The organism is Bdellovibrionales bacterium, from assembly GCA_016714165.1.
Classification (GTDB): domain Bacteria; phylum Bdellovibrionota; class Bdellovibrionia; order Bdellovibrionales; family UBA1609; genus JADJVA01.
Window position 1 is genome coordinate 1,153,694 of the sequence record JADJNU010000001.1, and the last position, 18,445, is coordinate 1,172,138.

The following is an 18,445-nucleotide window of genomic DNA, read 5'->3' on the forward strand; positions in this document are numbered from 1 at the left end:
GTTCCTTGTACCCACTCTTAAAACTCCGGAAGCGCTAAGTAAACCAATTTTACAGCTTCTGAGAGCTTACTCCGAACTTCCTGCAAATTTCCTTGCTTTATTTTTTTGCTCACTTCATCCATATATATGGACCTATTCAATTCAACCTGTATAACGTGCTGACCCTTTTCAGGGCAACCGTAAGACTGAGTGATGCGCCCACCAAGATACGGCCAATTGACAGAAACTGAAAAACCCGCTGCCGTATAAGAGCTCACGACAAGATCTCGAAACCATGAACCACAGCTTTTGCCGTTCACATCACTGATAACAACTTGAGCCCTCTCTTCTCCTTTATCGCGGTGGGCTTCTGTCCCCCGGCTCGGCATACTGTGCGCATCAATATGATAAACATCAGCAGCACCCGCCTCACGAAATCTCCCATAAATAGACTTCAAATCTCGATGAAAGGGATTAAAAAACTTTTCCACCATCACGTCGTGCAATTCATTGGAAATGGGCTCCTTCATCAATCTAATTCCCGCAGTCGTCTTAACCCAATGAAACCCATGCGTGAAGGCACCTTTTGGGTGATCTGATCCAATCAGACTTTCTTCATCCACATCTGAAGGTAATCGATTGAGATCCACCACATACCGATGCCAAGTCGCAACAACCCAAGGAATCTTCAGGCTTTCCACAATGGGGCGATAAAGTAGGTCCACGTAACGATCCACATCAAACATCAACAATGGCTCCGCCAAACCTTCAAGCCACGGAGTTTCCTTGGGAACCTGTTCTCCAGAATGGGGGATAGAAATAAAAAAAGCGCGCAAAAAGGCCTCCTCTTTCTCTTTCTGGATATCATGGCAGAAATAGATGCCCTGACAACTTCTATTTATTACTCGACTCATCGATTCTGGAAAGCTGTTGGCTGAAGAGGCCTTTTTGTGGTTAGATGTCGCGATGACAACAAAAATCTATACCGGTCGCGGAGACCTGGGACAAACATCTCTCGTCAGCGGAAAAAGGGTTTCAAAATCCCACACACGCATTGCGGCCTACGGAACAATTGATGAGCTGAATAGTTCCCTGGGACTAGTGGGAGCTGAACTGCAATCTTTGAGTAACCTCGCGAACCTTGCCGGTTTTGTTAGACAGGGTCTTGATGAAATTCAAAACCTTCAAAACCAACTTTTTTCTGTCGGCAGTCATCTCGCTTGTGATGAGGAATCATTTAGCCACCGTTTACCCATTCTTGGTCCGGGAATGTCTGAACATCTTGAAAGACAAATCGACGAATGGACCAAACAACTCCCCGCGCTCACTGAGTTTATCTTGCCAGGAGGGTGCAAAGCTTCGGCATTTCTCCACCTTTCACGCACTATATGCCGACGCGCCGAACGCTTAGTGACTCAGCTCATCGAAGAGGGAGGGCAAGTGGAGCCCTTTATTCTGGTCTTTCTCAATCGGATGAGTGATTATCTTTTTGTTTTTGCTCGGTACACTAATTTGCAGATGGGCTTCTCTGATTTAACCTGGAAAAAATAATGCGTTTGGTGCGAGCGACACTCGAAGACAACGAAAAATTGACTGCCTATTTTAAAAGTGCCTCACTTCCTGGGGCTGTGGACCTTTCGTTCGAGAGAAAGACCTCATTTTTTAACCAATACAGATTGCAATCGGATGATTTTACCACCTACGTGCTGCTTGGTGATCAAGGGACACCTGAAGCCATGGCTTCACTTGTCTTTCGCCGTGCTCGCATCGAAGGAAACATGGAAACGATCTGTATTGCAACCGATCTAAGGGTATCTCCCTCGCGCGGAGCCGTACTCAGCTGGTCTCAACACTTCCTGCCCATCCTAGAAAGGGAAAAAGAGAAGCGCCAGTGCCGTTATGTTTTTTCCGTGGTCGCACAAAATCAAAAGCAGGCCTACAATGCATTCGTTCGCCCCCGCTCAATGAAAAGAAAGCTGCCTCGCTATTTCCTCTTTCGTCGCTTTCAAATCGTGAGTCTCCATGGCATGTGGCCCTTGCGACCAAAGCCATTGCCGTCAATTAAGATATCTTCTTTCCAAGAATCTGATCGCGATGCTCTCGTTGACTATTTGCTCAAGAAAAAAACGATAAAGCCCCTCTGCTTTTCTCCTGAGCCAGAAAATGTTGTCCAGTACATTGACCGTTGGGAAGGCTTGAAATGGGATCATTTTATCTTGGCTAAAGACAATCGCAAAAATAGTCTCGGCGGCACGGCAAAATGGTCCCCGTCTAGAATTCAAACGATTCTTCCTGCCAATTATTCCCCTCATGCCACTACCTTAAAAGAGGGACTTCATTTGCTCTCCTTTTTCGGATTGGCAAAACGAATGCCTCCTATTGGGAGGCCTCTCGAGTTTTCGTTCCTGACCCACCTGTTCGCAGAAAATCCGGATATTTTTATTCACTTTTAGAAAATAGCTATCGTTCAACTGCTGGCAACGAGATCCTTGTTTACACCCACTTTGACAATTACTGGCTGACAACGCCGCCCCGAGGCTTCATCTCCGCCACAATTCCGGGCGGTTTCTATTGTATGCTCTCTCCTGAACAGTCAGTTCCCGATTTTCTCAAGCCAACGCATCTTTATGAGCCACCAGATTTTGAGCTCGCCTACTGGTGACTCCGTAAAGCCTCTTATTGAGCGAGTGCCAATTCACGATGACGAAGCCCCTGCCAAAACCAGCTCAGCATGGGATCGAGATCTATTGATTCAAGCACTTGAATGTCGGCCAAGCGCAAATCCCCTTCCAAATTAGAGTAAAGCAAATTTCCAGGACCAAAATTGACGAAGCGACGAACTCCGTAGTCACCCACCAGAGCCGTAATGATGCGGGAAGGATCGATTTTATCCACCGGAAGATCTTCTCTCAATACCTCTCCTCTCACGTCCTTTGATTCAAATATCGCACCGTATTGGGTGAGGGATATTCCGCTCAAATAAGGAGTAGGCTCTTGAAACGACATCGGAACCAGGGGGCGAGTGACTTTCAAGGCAGGACTCGTTGAAATCATTTCGCTAAAGCTCATTTTTCCGGATGTCACGAGCATAGCAGAATCCCCATTCGTATTTCCGACAAAAATGCTGGGTCTCTGGTGGAATCGCAGATAACGATCAAAGAGACCCACCTGAACAATTGCAGAGGCCATACTCTTAAGACGAATATTGCCCAAAAAAACTCGATCCTCCGAAGCAATAAAATTGCAAAGATCGAGAGAATTCGCTCCGCTCGCATCCCAACTTTTTTGAGCCTCTGAAATTCGTTTTGTCACTTCTGGAATTCGAACCACGTTGGCACGAATATCGATAAAATCCAATGCATTTAGCCCCTGAAAGACCACTGCTTCAGACACAAATACCCCCCGAGTTCACGGTTTTCAAAAAAACACTGCCTAGTTTTTAAAAAACCTTTTGAACTTTCCCTTTACGAAAGGGTCCCCCAATACTAGACACCCATGGGATGAGTATCCAAACCTAGCTATCAGCAAGTGCCATGCCGAGACCAAAAAATGACCACGATTCAATCAGATTCGATCCTAGCAAAATGCCGCATCTCCCCTTTGACGAATTTTGATGAAATATTTATGTGTAACCATGAAAAAATAGGATAGCTTTTTTTCCCTTTGGACCAAAAACTGACTTGTGACTTTGGTCTGGTCCAGGTTAGATTTTGATGAAGCGGTTTTCTGTAATCAGTAAAGTCCTCTGAATCATTAAAAAAAATGAGATTCCTTTAGCCTAATCATCCCTCCATTTGCTAAGATTTCATCCAATGAGGTGGCTTGGGGGCAAAGGAACATTTTTTGATTCGGTGAAGGGTGGCGGTCGGCCTCCCTTCGAAGCCGTCTATGTCTATTTGTTTGCCGCCTTTCTTGGATATATTCTCAGTGATCTTTCGATTCTGTCCTACCGTCCATCGATGCTCCCAACTGAGGCTCCTCCAGCTAAGGTCACCGGGCCCACCCGTGTTCGACAGGCCAATAAACTCGACTATGAATCGATCGCCGACCGCAACCTCTTTAATTCAGACGGCAAGATTCCTCCCCCCATGTCGGCAGAAGGAGGCGGTGAGGGAGAAGCTGACCGCCCGGCCATTCTCTCCCAACTGCCCCTCAAACTCGAGGGAACGATTGTTCATGCTGACACAAAGAAATCGGTGGCTTCGATCAACTTGAAGAATAAAAATGAAACCCAGGTTTTGCGACTCGATGAAGAAATTGATGGAATTGCGCGAATTACCAAGATCGAACGACGCAGAGTGACTTTTCGTAATCTTGCCAACAGCCGTCTCGAATACATCGAAATTCCAAAAGATGAGAAAATCAACTTTGGCCTCAAGTCACCGCGAGCCTCTGGCGGAAGCGAAGTTGAAAAACGTGGGGAATATGATTTTTCGCTCAGACGCGAAGATCTCTCTAAATACACGGCCAACCTCTCTGAAATCCTAAATCAAGCTCGGATGGTTCCAAATATTGTTCCAGGCTCGGGAGGACGGGTGGAGGGTTTTCGTTTCGTATCAATCAACCCTGGCAGTATTTTTGAAAAACTTGGATTTAAAACCATGGACGTCATCAAATCAGTGAACGGCGAAATGGTGAATAGTCCCACTCGGGCCATGGAGTTTTACAATACCCTGAAGTCAGCAAACAATATCCAACTGGGCGTCGAACGCAATGGAAGAGATGAAAGTTTCAGCTACACAGTGACAGAATAATTGCAGATTGAGCGATGAGATTTGAAATGAGAATTATTTTTTGAAAAACGAAAGAAGAAGTGAGAAGGAAGGATCCCCATGAAAGCGACAATAACTCTGATTGCGACATTTGCCGTCCTTTGCCTTGTTCTCATGATCCCATTGACGCAATTTCATGAGGCCAAGGCCCAGACAGAAAGTGCCGCGGGAGCGCTGGAAAACAGCCCCGGACAAGCTCAGCCTGCGCCCACAGACAAACCAAGTCCCGACGAAAAAGATCCTAAGAAAAAGGCCTTCGCGTTCGCTAATCCAGAAGATATCACGAACGAAAATTTTCCAGATTTAATTGAAAGTTTCGATTATCCTAATGCTGAAATTTCGGACGTCATTAAGGCCATTTCTGAACTGACAGGAAAAAACTTTATCGTCGACCCTCAGGTCCGAGGTAAAATCACAATTATCGCCCCAACTCAAGTCTCTGTCGCCGAGGCCTACAAAGCATTTTTGTCAGCTCTGGCGATCAACGGTTACACCGTGGTTCCCTCAGGAAAATTTTTGAAGATCAAAGCCGCTCGAAACGCCCAACGCGATAGCATCGAAACCTACTCTGGAAACTACTTCCCAAACTCAGATCAACTCATCACACGAATCATTAAACTCAAGTATATTAATGCAGCGGACGTCAACAAGGAGCTCCGCATTCTCCCTTCCAAAGATGGAGAAATGGTCCCGTATGCGCCAACCAACTCCATCATTATTTCTGACTATGGCTCGAACATAGAGCGGGTCATGAATATCATCAATCAACTCGACGTGCCTGGATTCGAAGAGCAATTGACTGTTATCCGTATCCGTTACGCCAAAGCCAAAGACGTGGCCGACCTTCTCGATCAGATCATCAACAAGGGTGAAAAACGTGGTTCAAACAGGTTTTCTTCGGGAGTGCCTCAATTTCGGCGCAGTTCTGGCAGTGAAACAGGTGGCGGTTCGGGTGCCGAATCCTATTCTCTTGTTGTGAACGACGATCGGACCAATTCCATTATCGTTGTCGGAAACAAAGCGGGTATTGCCAAAATTCATCAGCTGATCGCAAAGCTTGACTTTAAACTCCGTCCCGAGGACCAGGGGGGAGTTTTTGTTTATTATGTCCGACACAGCGAAGCAGAACAGATCGAAAAGGTCCTCAATGGAATCGCGGCTGAAGCAAAAAAAGCAGGCGGCGCAGGAGCCGGAGGCGGGGCGCCGAACAATCCCACTGGTATAGCGAATCCCCTTTCGCAGGGAGCTCGCGTCTTCGGAGGCGAAGTTCAAGTTGCTGCCGACAAGAACACAAACAGCCTGATCGTCACGGCCAGCAAGCAAGATTATGAAATCGTCAAAAATATCTTGTCAAAAATTGATATCGCCAGGGATCAAGTCTTTGTGAAAGCCATCATCATGGAAATGAATTCTACCAACGGCCAGAACTGGGGGGTTGATTACTACGCCTTTGACCGAAGCAGCAATGGAATTGGACGGATGGGTTTTCGATCCGGCGAGTCCATCGGCTCACTCATCGATCCCGCCGGTGATTTGGGAGGAATTCTGGGTTTTGGCAGTGGACAAACCTTTGAGCTCAAAACAGCAGGTGGAACGGCAACTGTGTCCAGTCTCGTTGGCCTCGTCAAATTCATTAAAAGTTCTGCCGGTGGCAATATTCTATCGACTCCCCAAATCATGGCTCTCGACAACGAAGAAGCGACGATCGAGGTGGGAGAAAAAATTCCAGTTAACCTCAGCCAAAATCAATCGGCAGTGGGGGGGAACGTCTCCACAACTGCCAATCGTGAAGATGTCACAATAAAGTTAATCATCACGCCCTTTATTAGCCCCGACACTGAATCAGTCAAAATGAAAATAGAACAACATGTGGCTCAGCTCTCTCAAACAGAGGTCAAGGGCGACCTTGGGAAAGCAGCGGTCGCAACCACCAAGCGACTCATCAAAACGCAGATTGTCGTCAACTCAGGAGACACGGCGGTTCTCGGGGGGCTCATGTCGGACTCTGAAACCGAGAAAGTCACAAAGATTCCGGTACTGGGAGACATCCCCATTCTGGGTTGGCTTTTCAAAGGAAAAAATAGCCAAAAAAGCAAAGCAAATTTGGTGGTGTTTATCACTCCTCAAATTGTCCGAGACTCTCAGGATAACGCTGATATACTCAACTTCAAAATCAATGAGCGAATTGATTTTATAAAGAATTCTATGGGCGGCAGAGATCCCCATGGGGAGATCATTGACAAGCTCCCACGACGCGCAAGCAACAGTCGATCGAGTTCAAGAAAGCGTTCGAGCGGAGCCGTGAAGCAGCTCCCCCCTGAAAACCCAGATGAGATTTCGGTCGCACCGGAACCAGAACCGGGAGAAATTCCTGAGCCTTTGGAGGAGCCGGCCGTTGAATCCTTTTAAAGAGGGGCCCCTTGCTGTAAGCCTCGAATCTGGATACGATAGCGGGGAATATGGCGACTCATAACTACGAAACGCTTCTTATTAAAGGTACGGGCATTACGGCGGAACAACTCCCGTCTTTGCTCAAGCTATTGGATAAAAACGGACGATCCCTCAAAGAGGTGCTCGAAACGAAGGCCTACAACAATCCCGAGGAAGCCCTTGCTGATCTTTGCGACTTTTTGGAAGTGGCATTTATCAAAGAAATTCCCTACGGAGATATACCCGTCGATTTGATTCGGGATATTCCCATCAACTATGCCAAGAACAACGAGGTTCTCCCTTTTCGGCTCGAGACAGATAATCTCGTCGTTTTGACCTCAAATCCTATTAATCTCAAGGTATTGGATGACCTCCGTGTTTTGTTTTCCAAACGCATAGAAGTGAAAGTCACGACAAGTGCGAAGCTCCAGGAGGCGATCAACCGAGTCTATGAAAAGAGCACCGCGGCTCTTGAAGGCCTCGATGATATCGAAAGCGAGGAGTACGACCTCGATGACCCAGTTATTGATCTCCTGGAGGCCGGAGATGACGATGCTCCCGTGATTAAATTGGTCAATACCTTGCTCTTTCGATCGGTGAAAGAAAAGGCTTCCGATATTCATTTGGAGCCTTACGAAAAAGACATGGTTGTTCGATTTCGTATTGACGGGATTCTTTTCGATATCTTTAAGCCGCCAAAAAAACTGCAAAACTCAATCACTTCTCGAATAAAAGTGATGGCCAATTTGAATATTGCCGAGAAACGCCTCCCGCAAGATGGCCGGATTCCTTTGAAGCTGGCTGGAAAAGACATTGATGTGAGGGTAAGTTCAGTCCCCACGGCTTTCGGAGAGCGACTTGTCCTTCGTCTTCAGGATCGATCGAATGTTGTGCTCGAATTGGAGCAATTGGGATTTTCTGAAGATAGTCTTAAAAATATCAGTCACCTTCTCTCGAAGACGTATGGGATTTTTCTGGTTACGGGACCAACAGGAAGCGGAAAATCAACGACACTCTATGCCTGTCTCACAAAAATTAACTCAATTGATAAGAATATTATTACGGTCGAAGATCCGGTGGAGCAGCGAATTCATGGAATCGGGCAGATACAGGTCAATTCGAAAATCGGGCTCACCTTCTCGACGGGATTGAGATCGATTTTGCGACAAGACCCGAACGTCATCATGGTCGGTGAGATTCGAGATCTCGAAACCGCAGACATCGCGATCAACGCCTCACTCACGGGCCACTTGGTTCTTTCAACGATTCATACCAACGATTCTGCTGGAGTCTTTCCGCGACTCATTGACATGGGCTGTGAGCCTTTTTTAATTGCGACTTCTTTGCTTGGAGTGATAGCGCAAAGACTTGTGAGGATTTTGTGTCCTCACTGCAAACAAACTTATGAACCCACGGATGTTGAATTGGCAAGCCTGGATCTAACGAGAAGCCAAGTTCGCGGCGCCAATATTTGTCGGCCTGTGGGCTGCAATGAGTGCAATCAAAAAGGTTATATCGGACGAACTGTCATTCAAGAGTTACTTCTCATCACCGAAGAAATTCGGACCCTTATCATGCAGAGGCAGGACGGCGGTACGATAAAAAAGGCCGCTCTTCGTGATGGAATGAAAACCTTTCGCGAGCACGGCATCCAAAAAGTTTTAAAGGGAATTTCAAGTATCGAAGAGGTCCTTACAAATACTCAGGTTGATGCCTAAATGATCAATTATAAGGGCGGTCCTAGTCATGCCACTCTTTGAATACAAGGGCCTCAATAAGGCCGGAAAAAATTTGCGTGGAACCCTCGACGCCGAAAATGCTCGCACGGCTCGCGCCAAACTCAAAAAGGATGGCGTTTTTGTCATCGATCTGAAGGATAAATCAAAAGCCGTCAAAAAAGGAAAAGTCAAGAAAGCCGGACACAACAAGGGTGTCAGCGTCAATGATCTCTCTATGATGACTCGACAGTTAGCGACTCTGCTCAAGGCCAATATCCCATTGGTCGATAGTCTCGGGGCCGTGTCTGAGCAGGTTGAAAACGAGATGCTCTCTGAAGTGATTGCAGATATTAAAAATAATGTGAATGAAGGATCTCCTTTTCACAAGTCCCTCAGGAAATACCCCAAGATCTTTAATGTCATTTTTGTCTCAATGTGTGAAGCCGGAGAAATGTCAGGAACATTAGATGTCATTTTACTTCGACTGGCGGAATTTACAGAATCACAAAATGAACTCAACAGTAAAATCAAATCTGCCATGATCTATCCAGTTCTCATGATGGTCTTTATGTTGGCGATGCTGTCCGTATTATTCGTTTTTGTGATACCAAAAATGGTTCTTGTTTTTGAGTCAAATCCCGAAATGACCTTGCCCTGGTATTCGGTCATGGTGATCGATTTTAGTGGCTTGTTGGTCAATTACTGGCACGTGATTACGGTGATCATATTCGCCGTATTTTTTGTCTTCAAGAGTTGGAAAAACTCCCCCAGTGGCAGCGGACAATGGGATGCGATACTTTTAAAACTTCCGGCCATTGGCAAACTGGCTCGGATGGTGGCGGTTTCTCGTTTTACCCGAATTCTTTCGACTCTGCTCAGAGGAGGGGTTCCGATGTTGACCGCCATGTCCATTGTTCGAAACGTTGTCGACAATGAAGTCTTGGCAACAGCTCTCGATGACGCCCGTGAAAATATCAGTGAAGGAGAATCTATTGCAGGACCCCTTAAAAAGTCAGGTCAGTTTCCTCCTATCGTCATTCACATGATCAATATTGGTGAAAAAACAGGAGAACTGGAAAATATGCTGACGCAGGTCAGCGATGCCTATGACTTCCAAGTTCGGAATGCCGTTGAAGGCCTGACTTCTCTTCTCACTCCTTTGATGCTTATCTTGATGGGTTGCGTTATTGGGGTGATAGTATTTTCCATCATGATCCCAATATTTGAAATGTCTAACATTGGCGGCTAGGATGACCACTCATTGTTGTTAAGCTTTCGGAGGTTGAAATGGTTAACATGATTAAAAAAATTAAGGCGATAAACCCAAATCAAAAAGGCATGACACTGGTCGAAATCATGATCGTGCTATTAATACTTGGGGGATTGGCTTCAATTCTTGCCACGACTGTGATGGGTCGATTAAAGAAGGCCAAAATAGGCGAAGCGAAGTTACAGATCTCAGAACTCGGAAAATCCCTGGATATGTTCTACGCAGACTGCGCGTTCTATCCCTCATCAGATCAAGGTCTTTCGGCCCTGGTGCAAGCTCCGAGTGGAGAGCCCAGCTGCTCAGGCTGGGGACCTGATCCCTACATCAAAAGAGTTCCTCGGGACCCCTGGAACAATGAATATGTCTATGAGGCCCAGGGCAACTCATACGTCTTGAAATCTTTGGGTGGGGATAAACGTGAAGGCGGGACTGGCGAAGACGAAGATATCTCTTCTGAGAATCTCTAGATTCTGTTCCTTGGCAAGGAGGAGCTTGTACCGCCGGGACCAGAATCGGGACGATGCAGGTTTTACGCTCATAGAAGTCATGATTGTCGTCGCAATCATGGCTTCTATCGTTGTCATGGTTCTTCCTCGCATTGGAAACAAAAATAACCAACTCAAAGAAGTGATCAGAAGATTTACCGTCCTCTCTCGCGAAATTCGCCACCGAGCTCGTCTTGAAAACGCAACTTACCGCATCGTGATCGACATGAAGGATGGAGCTGAAAATGGCAAGTCTGAGCATCAGTATTGGATCGAAAAGAGTTCCTCACGAGTTCTTCTCTCGAAGTCTGATCGCTCCGAGGAGGAAAAAGACAAAGATGGAAATCCCATCGATACGGATGGTTTTGCTATTGACGAAACAATTCTAAAAAAGAAGCAAGTTTTGCCCTCTCCCCTTTGGTTCGAAGACATTGAAATCTCTGGCAGTGACCGACCCCTCACCTCCGGCCGCGCTTTTATTCACTTTTTTCCAGAAGGTCTCGTCCAGGAAGCAGCCATCCATTTTCGAATCGCGGAGGGAGAAACTTGGACCTTTGTCATTAACCCATTGACCGGAAAAGGTGAGGTTGTCACAAAACGCTTGGAATTAAAGGAACTACGAGACCAGTGAAAAACACTCATCAACTTTCTGTGCGTGGCTTCACCTTACTTGAAGTCCTTCTCGCAATAGCTATTCTGACGGGAGTTATTATAACCGTCTCACAGACCTGGTCAGGAAACTTTAACCGCGTTCGCAAGATCACTCTGTCCAACAACGTCGCCACATTGCTTGAAAGAAAAATGACAGAAATCGAAGCGAAATATCAGAAAGCCCCTGTATCAGAGATTCCCGAAGAGGAAGAGGGAGACTTTGGAGCCGATCTTCCTAATTACCGTTGGAAACTCAAGTCTCAGAAGTTTCAAATGCCAGACCTCTCGGCCCTCCTCACTTCAAAGGATGGCGGCGCAAACGAAATGCTCATCACGATGATCAAGCAGCTCTCCGAGTTTGTTTCAAAGGCCGTAAAAGAAGTCACCGTTAGCGTGCTTCTTAAATCAGGAAGCAAAACTACAACCTACGATGCGACCACATATTTCGTCGACTGGGATCAAGAAATTGCCATGCCTGGGGGAGGAGGCGAAATCCCGACAGGAGGTGCTCCAGGGGGTGATCCAAATGAGCCTCAGCCAAATGGAAGTGGAATAACCAAATGAAGAGAACCTCCACTCTTTCACAAAGCGGTATGACTCTCATGGAAGTGATGATTGCCACAGCCATTCTGGCTGTCATCGCTGCTTACACAGCAGAAACTGTTCAGAGAGCTGTGAAATCAAAAATCAAAGTTGAAGGTGACATTGATCGCAAATCAACGGTGAGGGACGCCTTGCGCATTATCGAGCGTGATGTAAACCTCGCATTCCATTACCGCGACATTGGTGTTCAACTCTATAATATATCCGAAAAGGAACGCCTGGAGCGTCTGAAAAAAGGAACAAAAACACCAGAAGACCCCCAAAAGAAAGACCCACCCCCTTCAGGGGACCCTCCTCCGCCACCTCCGAGTCCGACTGAACCTACCAAGCCCTTTAAACCAAAAAAACAAAAAATATTTACACATTTTATGGGCGAAGAGAACCGAATGGATTTCACAACGCTCAATTATGCGCGTATCCGAGAAGACGATCGGTCCAGTGATCAAGCTGAAATCGGGTATTTCTTGCGAGATTGCCGCAACCGCTACGATAAGACAAAATCAAGCCAGTGCCTTTGGAGACGCATTGATCCGCTGATCGATGATGATGTGACAAAGGGGGGTACCGAAACCGTTTTACTGGAGCATGTGCTGCGTTTTGAGCTTCGCTACTTGGGACCGGGCAAAGAGGAGGAATGGACCAAACAGTGGAAAACAAACAAGGGAGGGGATGCCAACTCGGAAAATAATTTTCCCTACGCGGTTGAAATCACCCTTGAATACCACAACAAGACAATTCCTTCAGAAAAGCCCGTGAGCATGACTCTCGTCGCAGCAGTCCGATTTCCTAACAACCCAACCAAAGAGGAAAAGAATGCCGAAGCGAAAAACCCGACTGACGAAAATCCTGACCCCGCTCAGTAATTCTCGTGGTGTCGCTTTGATGATGGCGATTTTCATCATGACCATTCTGACTTTTTTGGCCGTCGAAGTCTCCTATCGTACCAGCATTGAAAACAATATTGCAACTCAAGGTGTTTCAAGAATTCGGGCCTATTATGCCGCTCGCGCGGCTATCGAACTAAGTCTGTTTCGAATACACTTGTACAAGAAAGCCTTAGCCGCTTTTGGCGATAAACTCGGCGAAGCACGATTTATGCTTGACCCCCTTTGGCAGTTTCCTTTCATGTGGCCCCCCGTGCTACCTGACGAGATTCACGGTGTTGATAGGGCTCAGATTGAATCTGTGGTCAAAGAATCCTCCATGAAGGCCTCTTATTCGGTTGCAATTGAATCCGAGGGGGGAAGAATAGACATCAATGACCTAGGAGCTGACTCGAAAGATTTGGTGAAGGCCACTCGCCAACAAATCCTTCAAGTCTTTCAAGCTGAAGTTGACTCTAACGAAAAATTTGCCAAACGCTACGGTTCTTTTAATTTCGAAGAACTCGTCAACAATATGATTGACTGGGTTGATGATGACAGCCAGAGCCTCAATGGCGGAGCAGAGAAGGGTTACTATCCTGATTTTAAAAGCGACGCCGTTCCACCAAGCGCTCCCTTCAAAACCCTCAAAGAAATGCATATGGTTGCGGGAATGACGGACGAACTCTTCGAGGTCTTGGCAAGACGTGTGACGGTCTACGGATCTAAAGGCATCAACGTCAATTATTCTGCGAAGGAAGTTCTTAAATCTCTTGACCCTCAGTTGACCGACGAGATCGTCGACAAAATCATGAAACGGCGTTCAAACTCAAATGAGGGAGGTCCCTTTCAATCAACTGATGATTTTTACAGATTTATCGAGTCCTTGGGAGTCCGCACAACTTCATTCAACCCAGCGAAAATCCCGCTGACATTTGATGCGGAGCTTAACTTTCGCATCAGAGCCACAGGTGTCTTCGGCCGAGTCTCGAGAGATATCGAGGTTGTGACTTTTGATTTCGACAACATCAAGGAAAGGTATATCGAAATCTTGACCAAAGCCGAGAAAGACGAACAGGAACCCGCTGGTGGCGGCGGTGGCGGCGGCGGCAGTGGTGACCCCACACCCAGTGGGGCCGAAGATAAATCAAAGCCTCCAGATGACAAAAAGCCATCCAAAACAAAATTAAATGCGCCGAAGGGTCGGCCCACTATAGTATATTGGAATGAGAACTGATAGCATACGAATGCGAATCGTATGAAGAATCAGAGCTTTTAGAGGATGGAGATCTCTCGCATGAGAAGTGTTGGTATTGATATCGGCCGATTCAGCGTGAAAATCGCAGAAGTCGAGGCCACTCAACGCTCCTTCACCCTCACCCGTCTCGAGGAATTTCCCTTGAGCACGGATCCCACCAAAGATACAGAAATCGAAGTTCTCGATATTTTACGCACGATCAGCAGCCAGTACAACGATCACTCTTCGACTCTTTTTGTCTTTGGTTTGCCCCAAGAACAAGTCATTGTCAGACTTCGTGAGTTTCCGTTTAGAGAACGTCATAAAATTCTAAAGAGCATCCCCTTTGAGCTAGAGGACGACATTCCTTTTTCAAGTGATGGAGCCATTTTGATGGCAAGGTCACTCGGTACAAAGGCCTGGCTGCCGAAGTTCTTGCCTGCACAACTCCTTTGGCTCGAGTCAAGGCCCAAATTCAGAAGGCCCACGACGGGGGCATCGACCCCAGTATTATTTGCCCAGAGGGAATCGCCTTTGCTAATCTGTTTGAAGACTGGAGTGAACCTCCGATCCAAGAGCCAGCCCCTCTTGCGGCAGAGGCAGACGTTTCTCCATCTGCTCCCCATGCTGCTCAGGCCATACTCAATATTGGACACAAATCGACCTTCCTTATTGTTCGCTCTCAAAATCGGCTGGTAGCTATTCGTACCCTGGACTGGGGAGGGACGGATATCGCCAATGCTCTCGCAAAAAAATACCAGATTCATATTGTCGAGGCGCTCAAAGAATTACGTAAAAAGGGATTTATTCTCACCTCGGACGTAGGAGCCACCAATGATCAGATTTCCTTTTCTGATACGATCAAGGATGTGGTTGATGGATTGGCCCACGAACTGCATCTCACTCTCCTTGAAATTGAATCCGACCAAAATATCCGTATAGAAAAGGCATTTTTGTGTGAAGGGGCTTGTCAGCTCCAAAACTTAGGGCCCTATCTGACTCAAAAGTTAGAGATTCCGTTTAATCGACTGAAAGAAATCTCAGGTAATGCCTCACTTAATTTTGAAAGCAACAGTGCAGGTGAAGTTTCGGGAGCCGTGGCCATCTCTTTGGCGATCGAAGGACTCAAGCGCCCCAGAAATCCAGCGGTTAATTTGCTTCGTGGAGTCCTCGCAAAGCAGAGTCAAACCTTCAAGCGTGTCATGGAGAAGTGGGGACATACACTCACAATCGCTGCCGTGAGCTTTGCCGCTCTCCTCATTTGGTCCATATTACGCGAGTCCTTCTCTGAAACTATGACAGAGAACGCTCTTGAGCAGTTAAAAGTACAAGCACAAAACATCACCGGCGGAGAGCTAAAAGGGGCACGAGCCAATTCGTCAAATATTCGAAAGTACATTCAAGAAAAGGAAAATGAAGCAAAAAATCGCAAACTGGCTGAAAAAGTTCATAGCATCTCTTCTGCCTTGGATGTCCTGAAATCGATCACTGAGTCGACACCAAGCAAGAAGAAAATCGTGGTTGATGTGGCGTCCGTCCGAGTCGACAACGACCAGGTCGAAATTCAAGGCTCCGTCGCTTCACCCTCTCAAGTAGATGCTCTGGTTGCCTCTTGGAAGGGACTTTCTCTCGATGGAAAAATTGAAAAATTTAATCCGACAGTGAAAATTCAAAGTGGAAAATCTACATTTGGTTTGCGTTTTCGCGTTGAACGAATAAAGGGCAGTTAAGTGCTAAATCTCGATGATATCAAAGATAGAGTGACCGAAATGTTAAATACGGTCAAAGACGCCATCGAAGAGAGCTCCTATTACAATAATCTCCGAGAAAAATTCGAGATTCTTCCGGCGAAGACTCAACGTGGAATCATCATTGGATCTTTGATCTTTCTTCTCATTATTTTGTTAAGCATCCCATTTTCGTTTTTATCTTCTTCAAGGAACTTTGTCTCAGAGTTTGAGGAACACCGCGGTCTCATTCGTGCCTTATTAAGAACTCGTAGCCTAGCGAGCGGCCCGCCTCTGCCACAGGGCTTAGATAGCAGCGAAATGGAATCTAAGGCCAAAGCAAGCCTTTCACAGGCCGGACTACTAGAAACCCAAATAGGTCAATTGGAGAGTCTTCCCGAGGGAGATCCTGAGAATACCTTGGCCCCGAAAACCGTTCAACAGCAAGGATTGAAAGTCCAACTCAAAAAACTCAATCTTCGCCAGGTGATTGATTTGGGTTATCAGTTGCAAAACCTCGATAGCAGCGTCAAAATGACCGGCCTCGAGATAGCCGCTTCTTCTGAAGACCCTCACTATTTTGACACAGTATTCAAGCTGATTAGCTATTCACTTCCTCAGCCCGAAAAGAAACCTGAATCCGAGGGGCCTCGCGCAAGAAAAAGGGGAGAGAAGTAACAAATGACTTTCATTGCTCGTATCGCTGAATTCTTAAAAAAATACTTAAGTACCATAAAAAAAAGATTTTGCTTGTTTTTATCAGTTCCAGTTTATTCACTTTGATTTTATTTCCCTATGATGACCTCGCTGACGTGGTCACAATCCAAGTCAGTAAGCTTTCTGACAACCAGGTCTTTATCCAGTTCGACCATTTGGGAATTGATTTCTTTCCCACACCTGGAATCAATCTTGAAAAAGTTGAAGTTCAGACTCCACAGCTCCCAACGATTAGGGCCGATGAATTGACTCTGTCGCCCTCCATTGCCGGACTGCTCACCTTCAAGCCAGGCCTTGTGGCCAGAGCTGAAGGTTTTCTTGAGGGGAATGTCAGTTTGAAGTTCAAGTCCGGCGAGAAGGTGGAGGACGGGGTCTATAGAAAGGACATTGAATTGCGAGTGACCCAGCTTGAATTGAGTCATCTCAAGGAACTCGTCGAAATTCCCGTCAAATTGACAGGAAAGGCGAATCTCAATACATCTTTTGATGTAGATCCGACCTTTCGCGATCAGCCCCAAGGAGAAATAGAATTCAACACGGGAGAAATCAAACTCCCTCCCTCAACAATTCCAACCTATTATGGACCACTGAGTCTTCCGGCATTTAATTGGACACAGATGATGATGAAGGGACGGATGGTGGGAGGTAAATTTATTATTGAAATGGCTGAGCTTGGCGGTCCTAAAGATGCCTTTAATGGACAGCTCAAAGGCTCCATTGATGTCACAATGAGCTCCCGCGGGGGCGGGTTAGTTCCTCAGTTCGGCGCCTATGAATTGAAATTAAAGCTCAATGTCACAAAGGCGGCCCAAGAAAGCTTGTCGCTAGCCAGTTATGCCGTCCGGATTTCGGGCTCGCGGTTTGGGGTCAATCCGTCCTTTTCTGCATTGGCCGCCTTTTGATTGATGCCTCATGTTATGCTCCCTCAATAAGAACGTCCCTCCGCAAGACGGGTTGCAAGGCTTTCACAAATAAGCCATAAGATGCTGACACACACTTTATAAGGGGAATTGGAATGTCTGGAGTGAACAAGGTCATTCTCGTCGGTCGCCTGGGTACAGATCCCGAAGTTAAAACTATCTCTTCTGGAAATACTGTGGCTCGATTGAGTCTCGCCACAAGTGAAAATTGGAAAGACCGCGATGGTCAGCGCCAGGAACGAACAGAATGGCATCGAATTGTTCTCTGGGGCAAACAGGCAGAGTTGGCTGGAAAATATCTCGTGAAAGGTCGTCAAGTTTATATAGAAGGCCGACTGCAAACACGTTCGTGGGAAGATCAACAGGGACAGAAAAAATACACGACTGAAATTGTCGCCAACGTCATTCAATTTTTGGGCGGAGGCAATCAGTCCGAAGCAGGGCGTGGGAACATTGATGACATGGGATCTCAGGATTTCGGACCCGAACCAAAATTTGATGCTGATGAGGAAATACCATTTTAGTGATCGGCTCTCCTTTTCCTGGACCCTTTTTAAGTCCCAATTTGTCCGCTCCGATTTAGAATGAAATCAAAAGGCGGATAATGGAATGATAGGCTGGTACTGTGTCCGTATTTACGGGCTGCTTCTCCCTCTCTTGCTGGTCTCTCTTTCTCTACCCAATTCAGGTTGCAGCGTTTGGCAATCGGAAGGAAGAGAATTCCTTGAAAAGCAGGGATTAGAATTTGCAGCCCAACATGTTCAGAGTTTTATTCAATACAAGAACGAAGACTGCTCCCCTCAGCCACTTTTTGATCCACATCAGCTGAGCCTCACTGGAATTTTTGAATTCCGTGTGGAGGAAACAATCTGGACGATGAAAACTTATAGTTCGAATGAAGGTCTAGGGTTTATGAAACATCTCATCAGCTTGGACAGCAATGAAGGGCAGGATATCCTGTATTGCCATCCTCTCTCAATTCCTCTGGCCAAGACTACCCTGCTCATTCAGGACGTCCTCCCCCTATTTTTTGCGCGCCCCGAAGATCCAAGGTCCTGAAACAGGCCTATATA

At 46.5% G+C, this 18,445-nt stretch carries 18 protein-coding genes; 16 read left to right on the forward strand and 2 right to left on the reverse strand.

Going from position 1 to position 18,445, the window contains the following annotated elements:
• Positions 1-17 precede the first annotated feature (17 nt).
• Entirely contained in the window at positions 18-893 is an 876-nt protein-coding gene (locus IPJ71_05165; GenBank protein MBK7843074.1) for an N-formylglutamate amidohydrolase, read from the reverse strand.
• 52 nt (positions 894-945) lie between these two features.
• Between IPJ71_05165 and IPJ71_05170 the strand changes: the two genes are divergently transcribed.
• Both IPJ71_05170 and IPJ71_05175 read left to right on the forward strand, forming a co-directional pair.
• Positions 946-1,530, forward strand: a complete 585-nt coding sequence (locus IPJ71_05170) for a cob(I)yrinic acid a,c-diamide adenosyltransferase (protein ID MBK7843075.1) — start codon at positions 946-948, stop codon at positions 1,528-1,530.
• Positions 1,530-2,432 (forward strand): hypothetical protein, encoded by a 903-nt coding sequence (locus IPJ71_05175; protein ID MBK7843076.1) that lies wholly within the window; start codon positions 1,530-1,532, stop codon positions 2,430-2,432. Before IPJ71_05170 ends, IPJ71_05175 begins: the two co-directional genes overlap by 1 nt.
• A gap of 223 nt (positions 2,433-2,655) precedes the next feature.
• Here the strand turns inward: IPJ71_05175 and IPJ71_05180 are convergent, their stop codons facing one another.
• Positions 2,656-3,372, reverse strand: a complete 717-nt coding sequence (locus tag IPJ71_05180; protein ID MBK7843077.1) for a hypothetical protein — start codon at positions 3,370-3,372, stop codon at positions 2,656-2,658.
• Positions 3,373-3,791: 419 nt separating this feature from the next.
• Between IPJ71_05180 and IPJ71_05185 the strand changes: the two genes are divergently transcribed.
• The 14 genes from IPJ71_05185 to IPJ71_05250 all read left to right on the forward strand — a co-directional run bounded on the left by IPJ71_05185 (position 3,792) and on the right by IPJ71_05250 (position 18,431).
• Complete coding sequence (locus tag IPJ71_05185; protein MBK7843078.1) at positions 3,792-4,733, forward strand: general secretion pathway protein GspC; 942 nt, start codon at positions 3,792-3,794, stop codon at positions 4,731-4,733.
• Between the two features lie 78 nt (positions 4,734-4,811).
• Positions 4,812-7,160, forward strand: coding sequence for a type II secretion system secretin GspD (gspD, locus tag IPJ71_05190; protein ID MBK7843079.1), 2,349 nt, complete (start codon positions 4,812-4,814; stop codon positions 7,158-7,160).
• A 50-nt stretch (positions 7,161-7,210) separates the two neighbouring features.
• Positions 7,211-8,899: a type II secretion system ATPase GspE gene (gspE, locus tag IPJ71_05195; GenBank protein MBK7843080.1), complete on the forward strand. Its 1,689-nt coding sequence runs from the start codon at positions 7,211-7,213 to the stop codon at positions 8,897-8,899.
• Between the two features lie 28 nt (positions 8,900-8,927).
• On the forward strand, positions 8,928-10,148 hold the full coding sequence (gspF, locus tag IPJ71_05200; protein ID MBK7843081.1) for a type II secretion system inner membrane protein GspF: 1,221 nt from the start codon (positions 8,928-8,930) through the stop codon (positions 10,146-10,148).
• Between the two features lie 38 nt (positions 10,149-10,186).
• Positions 10,187-10,636 (forward strand): type II secretion system major pseudopilin GspG, encoded by a 450-nt coding sequence (gene gspG / locus IPJ71_05205; protein MBK7843082.1) that lies wholly within the window; start codon positions 10,187-10,189, stop codon positions 10,634-10,636.
• The gene (locus tag IPJ71_05210) at positions 10,587-11,285 is read left to right on the forward strand and encodes a type II secretion system protein (protein MBK7843083.1); all 699 of its coding nucleotides are present in this window, start codon (positions 10,587-10,589) and stop codon (positions 11,283-11,285) included. Before gspG ends, IPJ71_05210 begins: the two co-directional genes overlap by 50 nt.
• A complete protein-coding gene (locus tag IPJ71_05215; GenBank protein ID MBK7843084.1) occupies positions 11,282-11,869 on the forward strand; it encodes a type II secretion system protein in 588 nt (195 codons plus the stop codon). The genes IPJ71_05210 and IPJ71_05215 overlap by 4 nt, the downstream gene beginning before the upstream one ends.
• Entirely contained in the window at positions 11,866-12,771 is a 906-nt protein-coding gene (locus tag IPJ71_05220; GenBank protein ID MBK7843085.1) for a prepilin-type N-terminal cleavage/methylation domain-containing protein, read from the forward strand. Before IPJ71_05215 ends, IPJ71_05220 begins: the two co-directional genes overlap by 4 nt.
• Positions 12,722-14,008, forward strand: coding sequence for a general secretion pathway protein GspK (locus IPJ71_05225; GenBank protein ID MBK7843086.1), 1,287 nt, complete (start codon positions 12,722-12,724; stop codon positions 14,006-14,008). The genes IPJ71_05220 and IPJ71_05225 overlap by 50 nt, the downstream gene beginning before the upstream one ends.
• A 452-nt stretch (positions 14,009-14,460) precedes the next feature.
• On the forward strand, positions 14,461-15,738 hold the full coding sequence (locus tag IPJ71_05230; GenBank protein MBK7843087.1) for a pilus assembly protein PilM: 1,278 nt from the start codon (positions 14,461-14,463) through the stop codon (positions 15,736-15,738).
• Entirely contained in the window at positions 15,739-16,413 is a 675-nt protein-coding gene (locus IPJ71_05235) for a hypothetical protein (protein MBK7843088.1), read from the forward strand.
• Positions 16,414-16,481: 68 nt separating this feature from the next.
• Positions 16,482-17,354 carry a type II secretion system protein GspN gene (gene gspN, locus IPJ71_05240; GenBank protein ID MBK7843089.1) on the forward strand — a complete coding sequence of 291 codons (873 nt, stop codon included), beginning with the start codon at positions 16,482-16,484 and terminating at the stop codon, positions 17,352-17,354.
• A 107-nt stretch (positions 17,355-17,461) separates the two neighbouring features.
• Complete coding sequence (locus IPJ71_05245; GenBank protein ID MBK7843090.1) at positions 17,462-17,896, forward strand: single-stranded DNA-binding protein; 435 nt, start codon at positions 17,462-17,464, stop codon at positions 17,894-17,896.
• 85 nt (positions 17,897-17,981) lie between these two features.
• Positions 17,982-18,431, forward strand: coding sequence for a hypothetical protein (locus IPJ71_05250; GenBank protein ID MBK7843091.1), 450 nt, complete (start codon positions 17,982-17,984; stop codon positions 18,429-18,431).
• Positions 18,432-18,445: the final 14 nt, after the last annotated feature.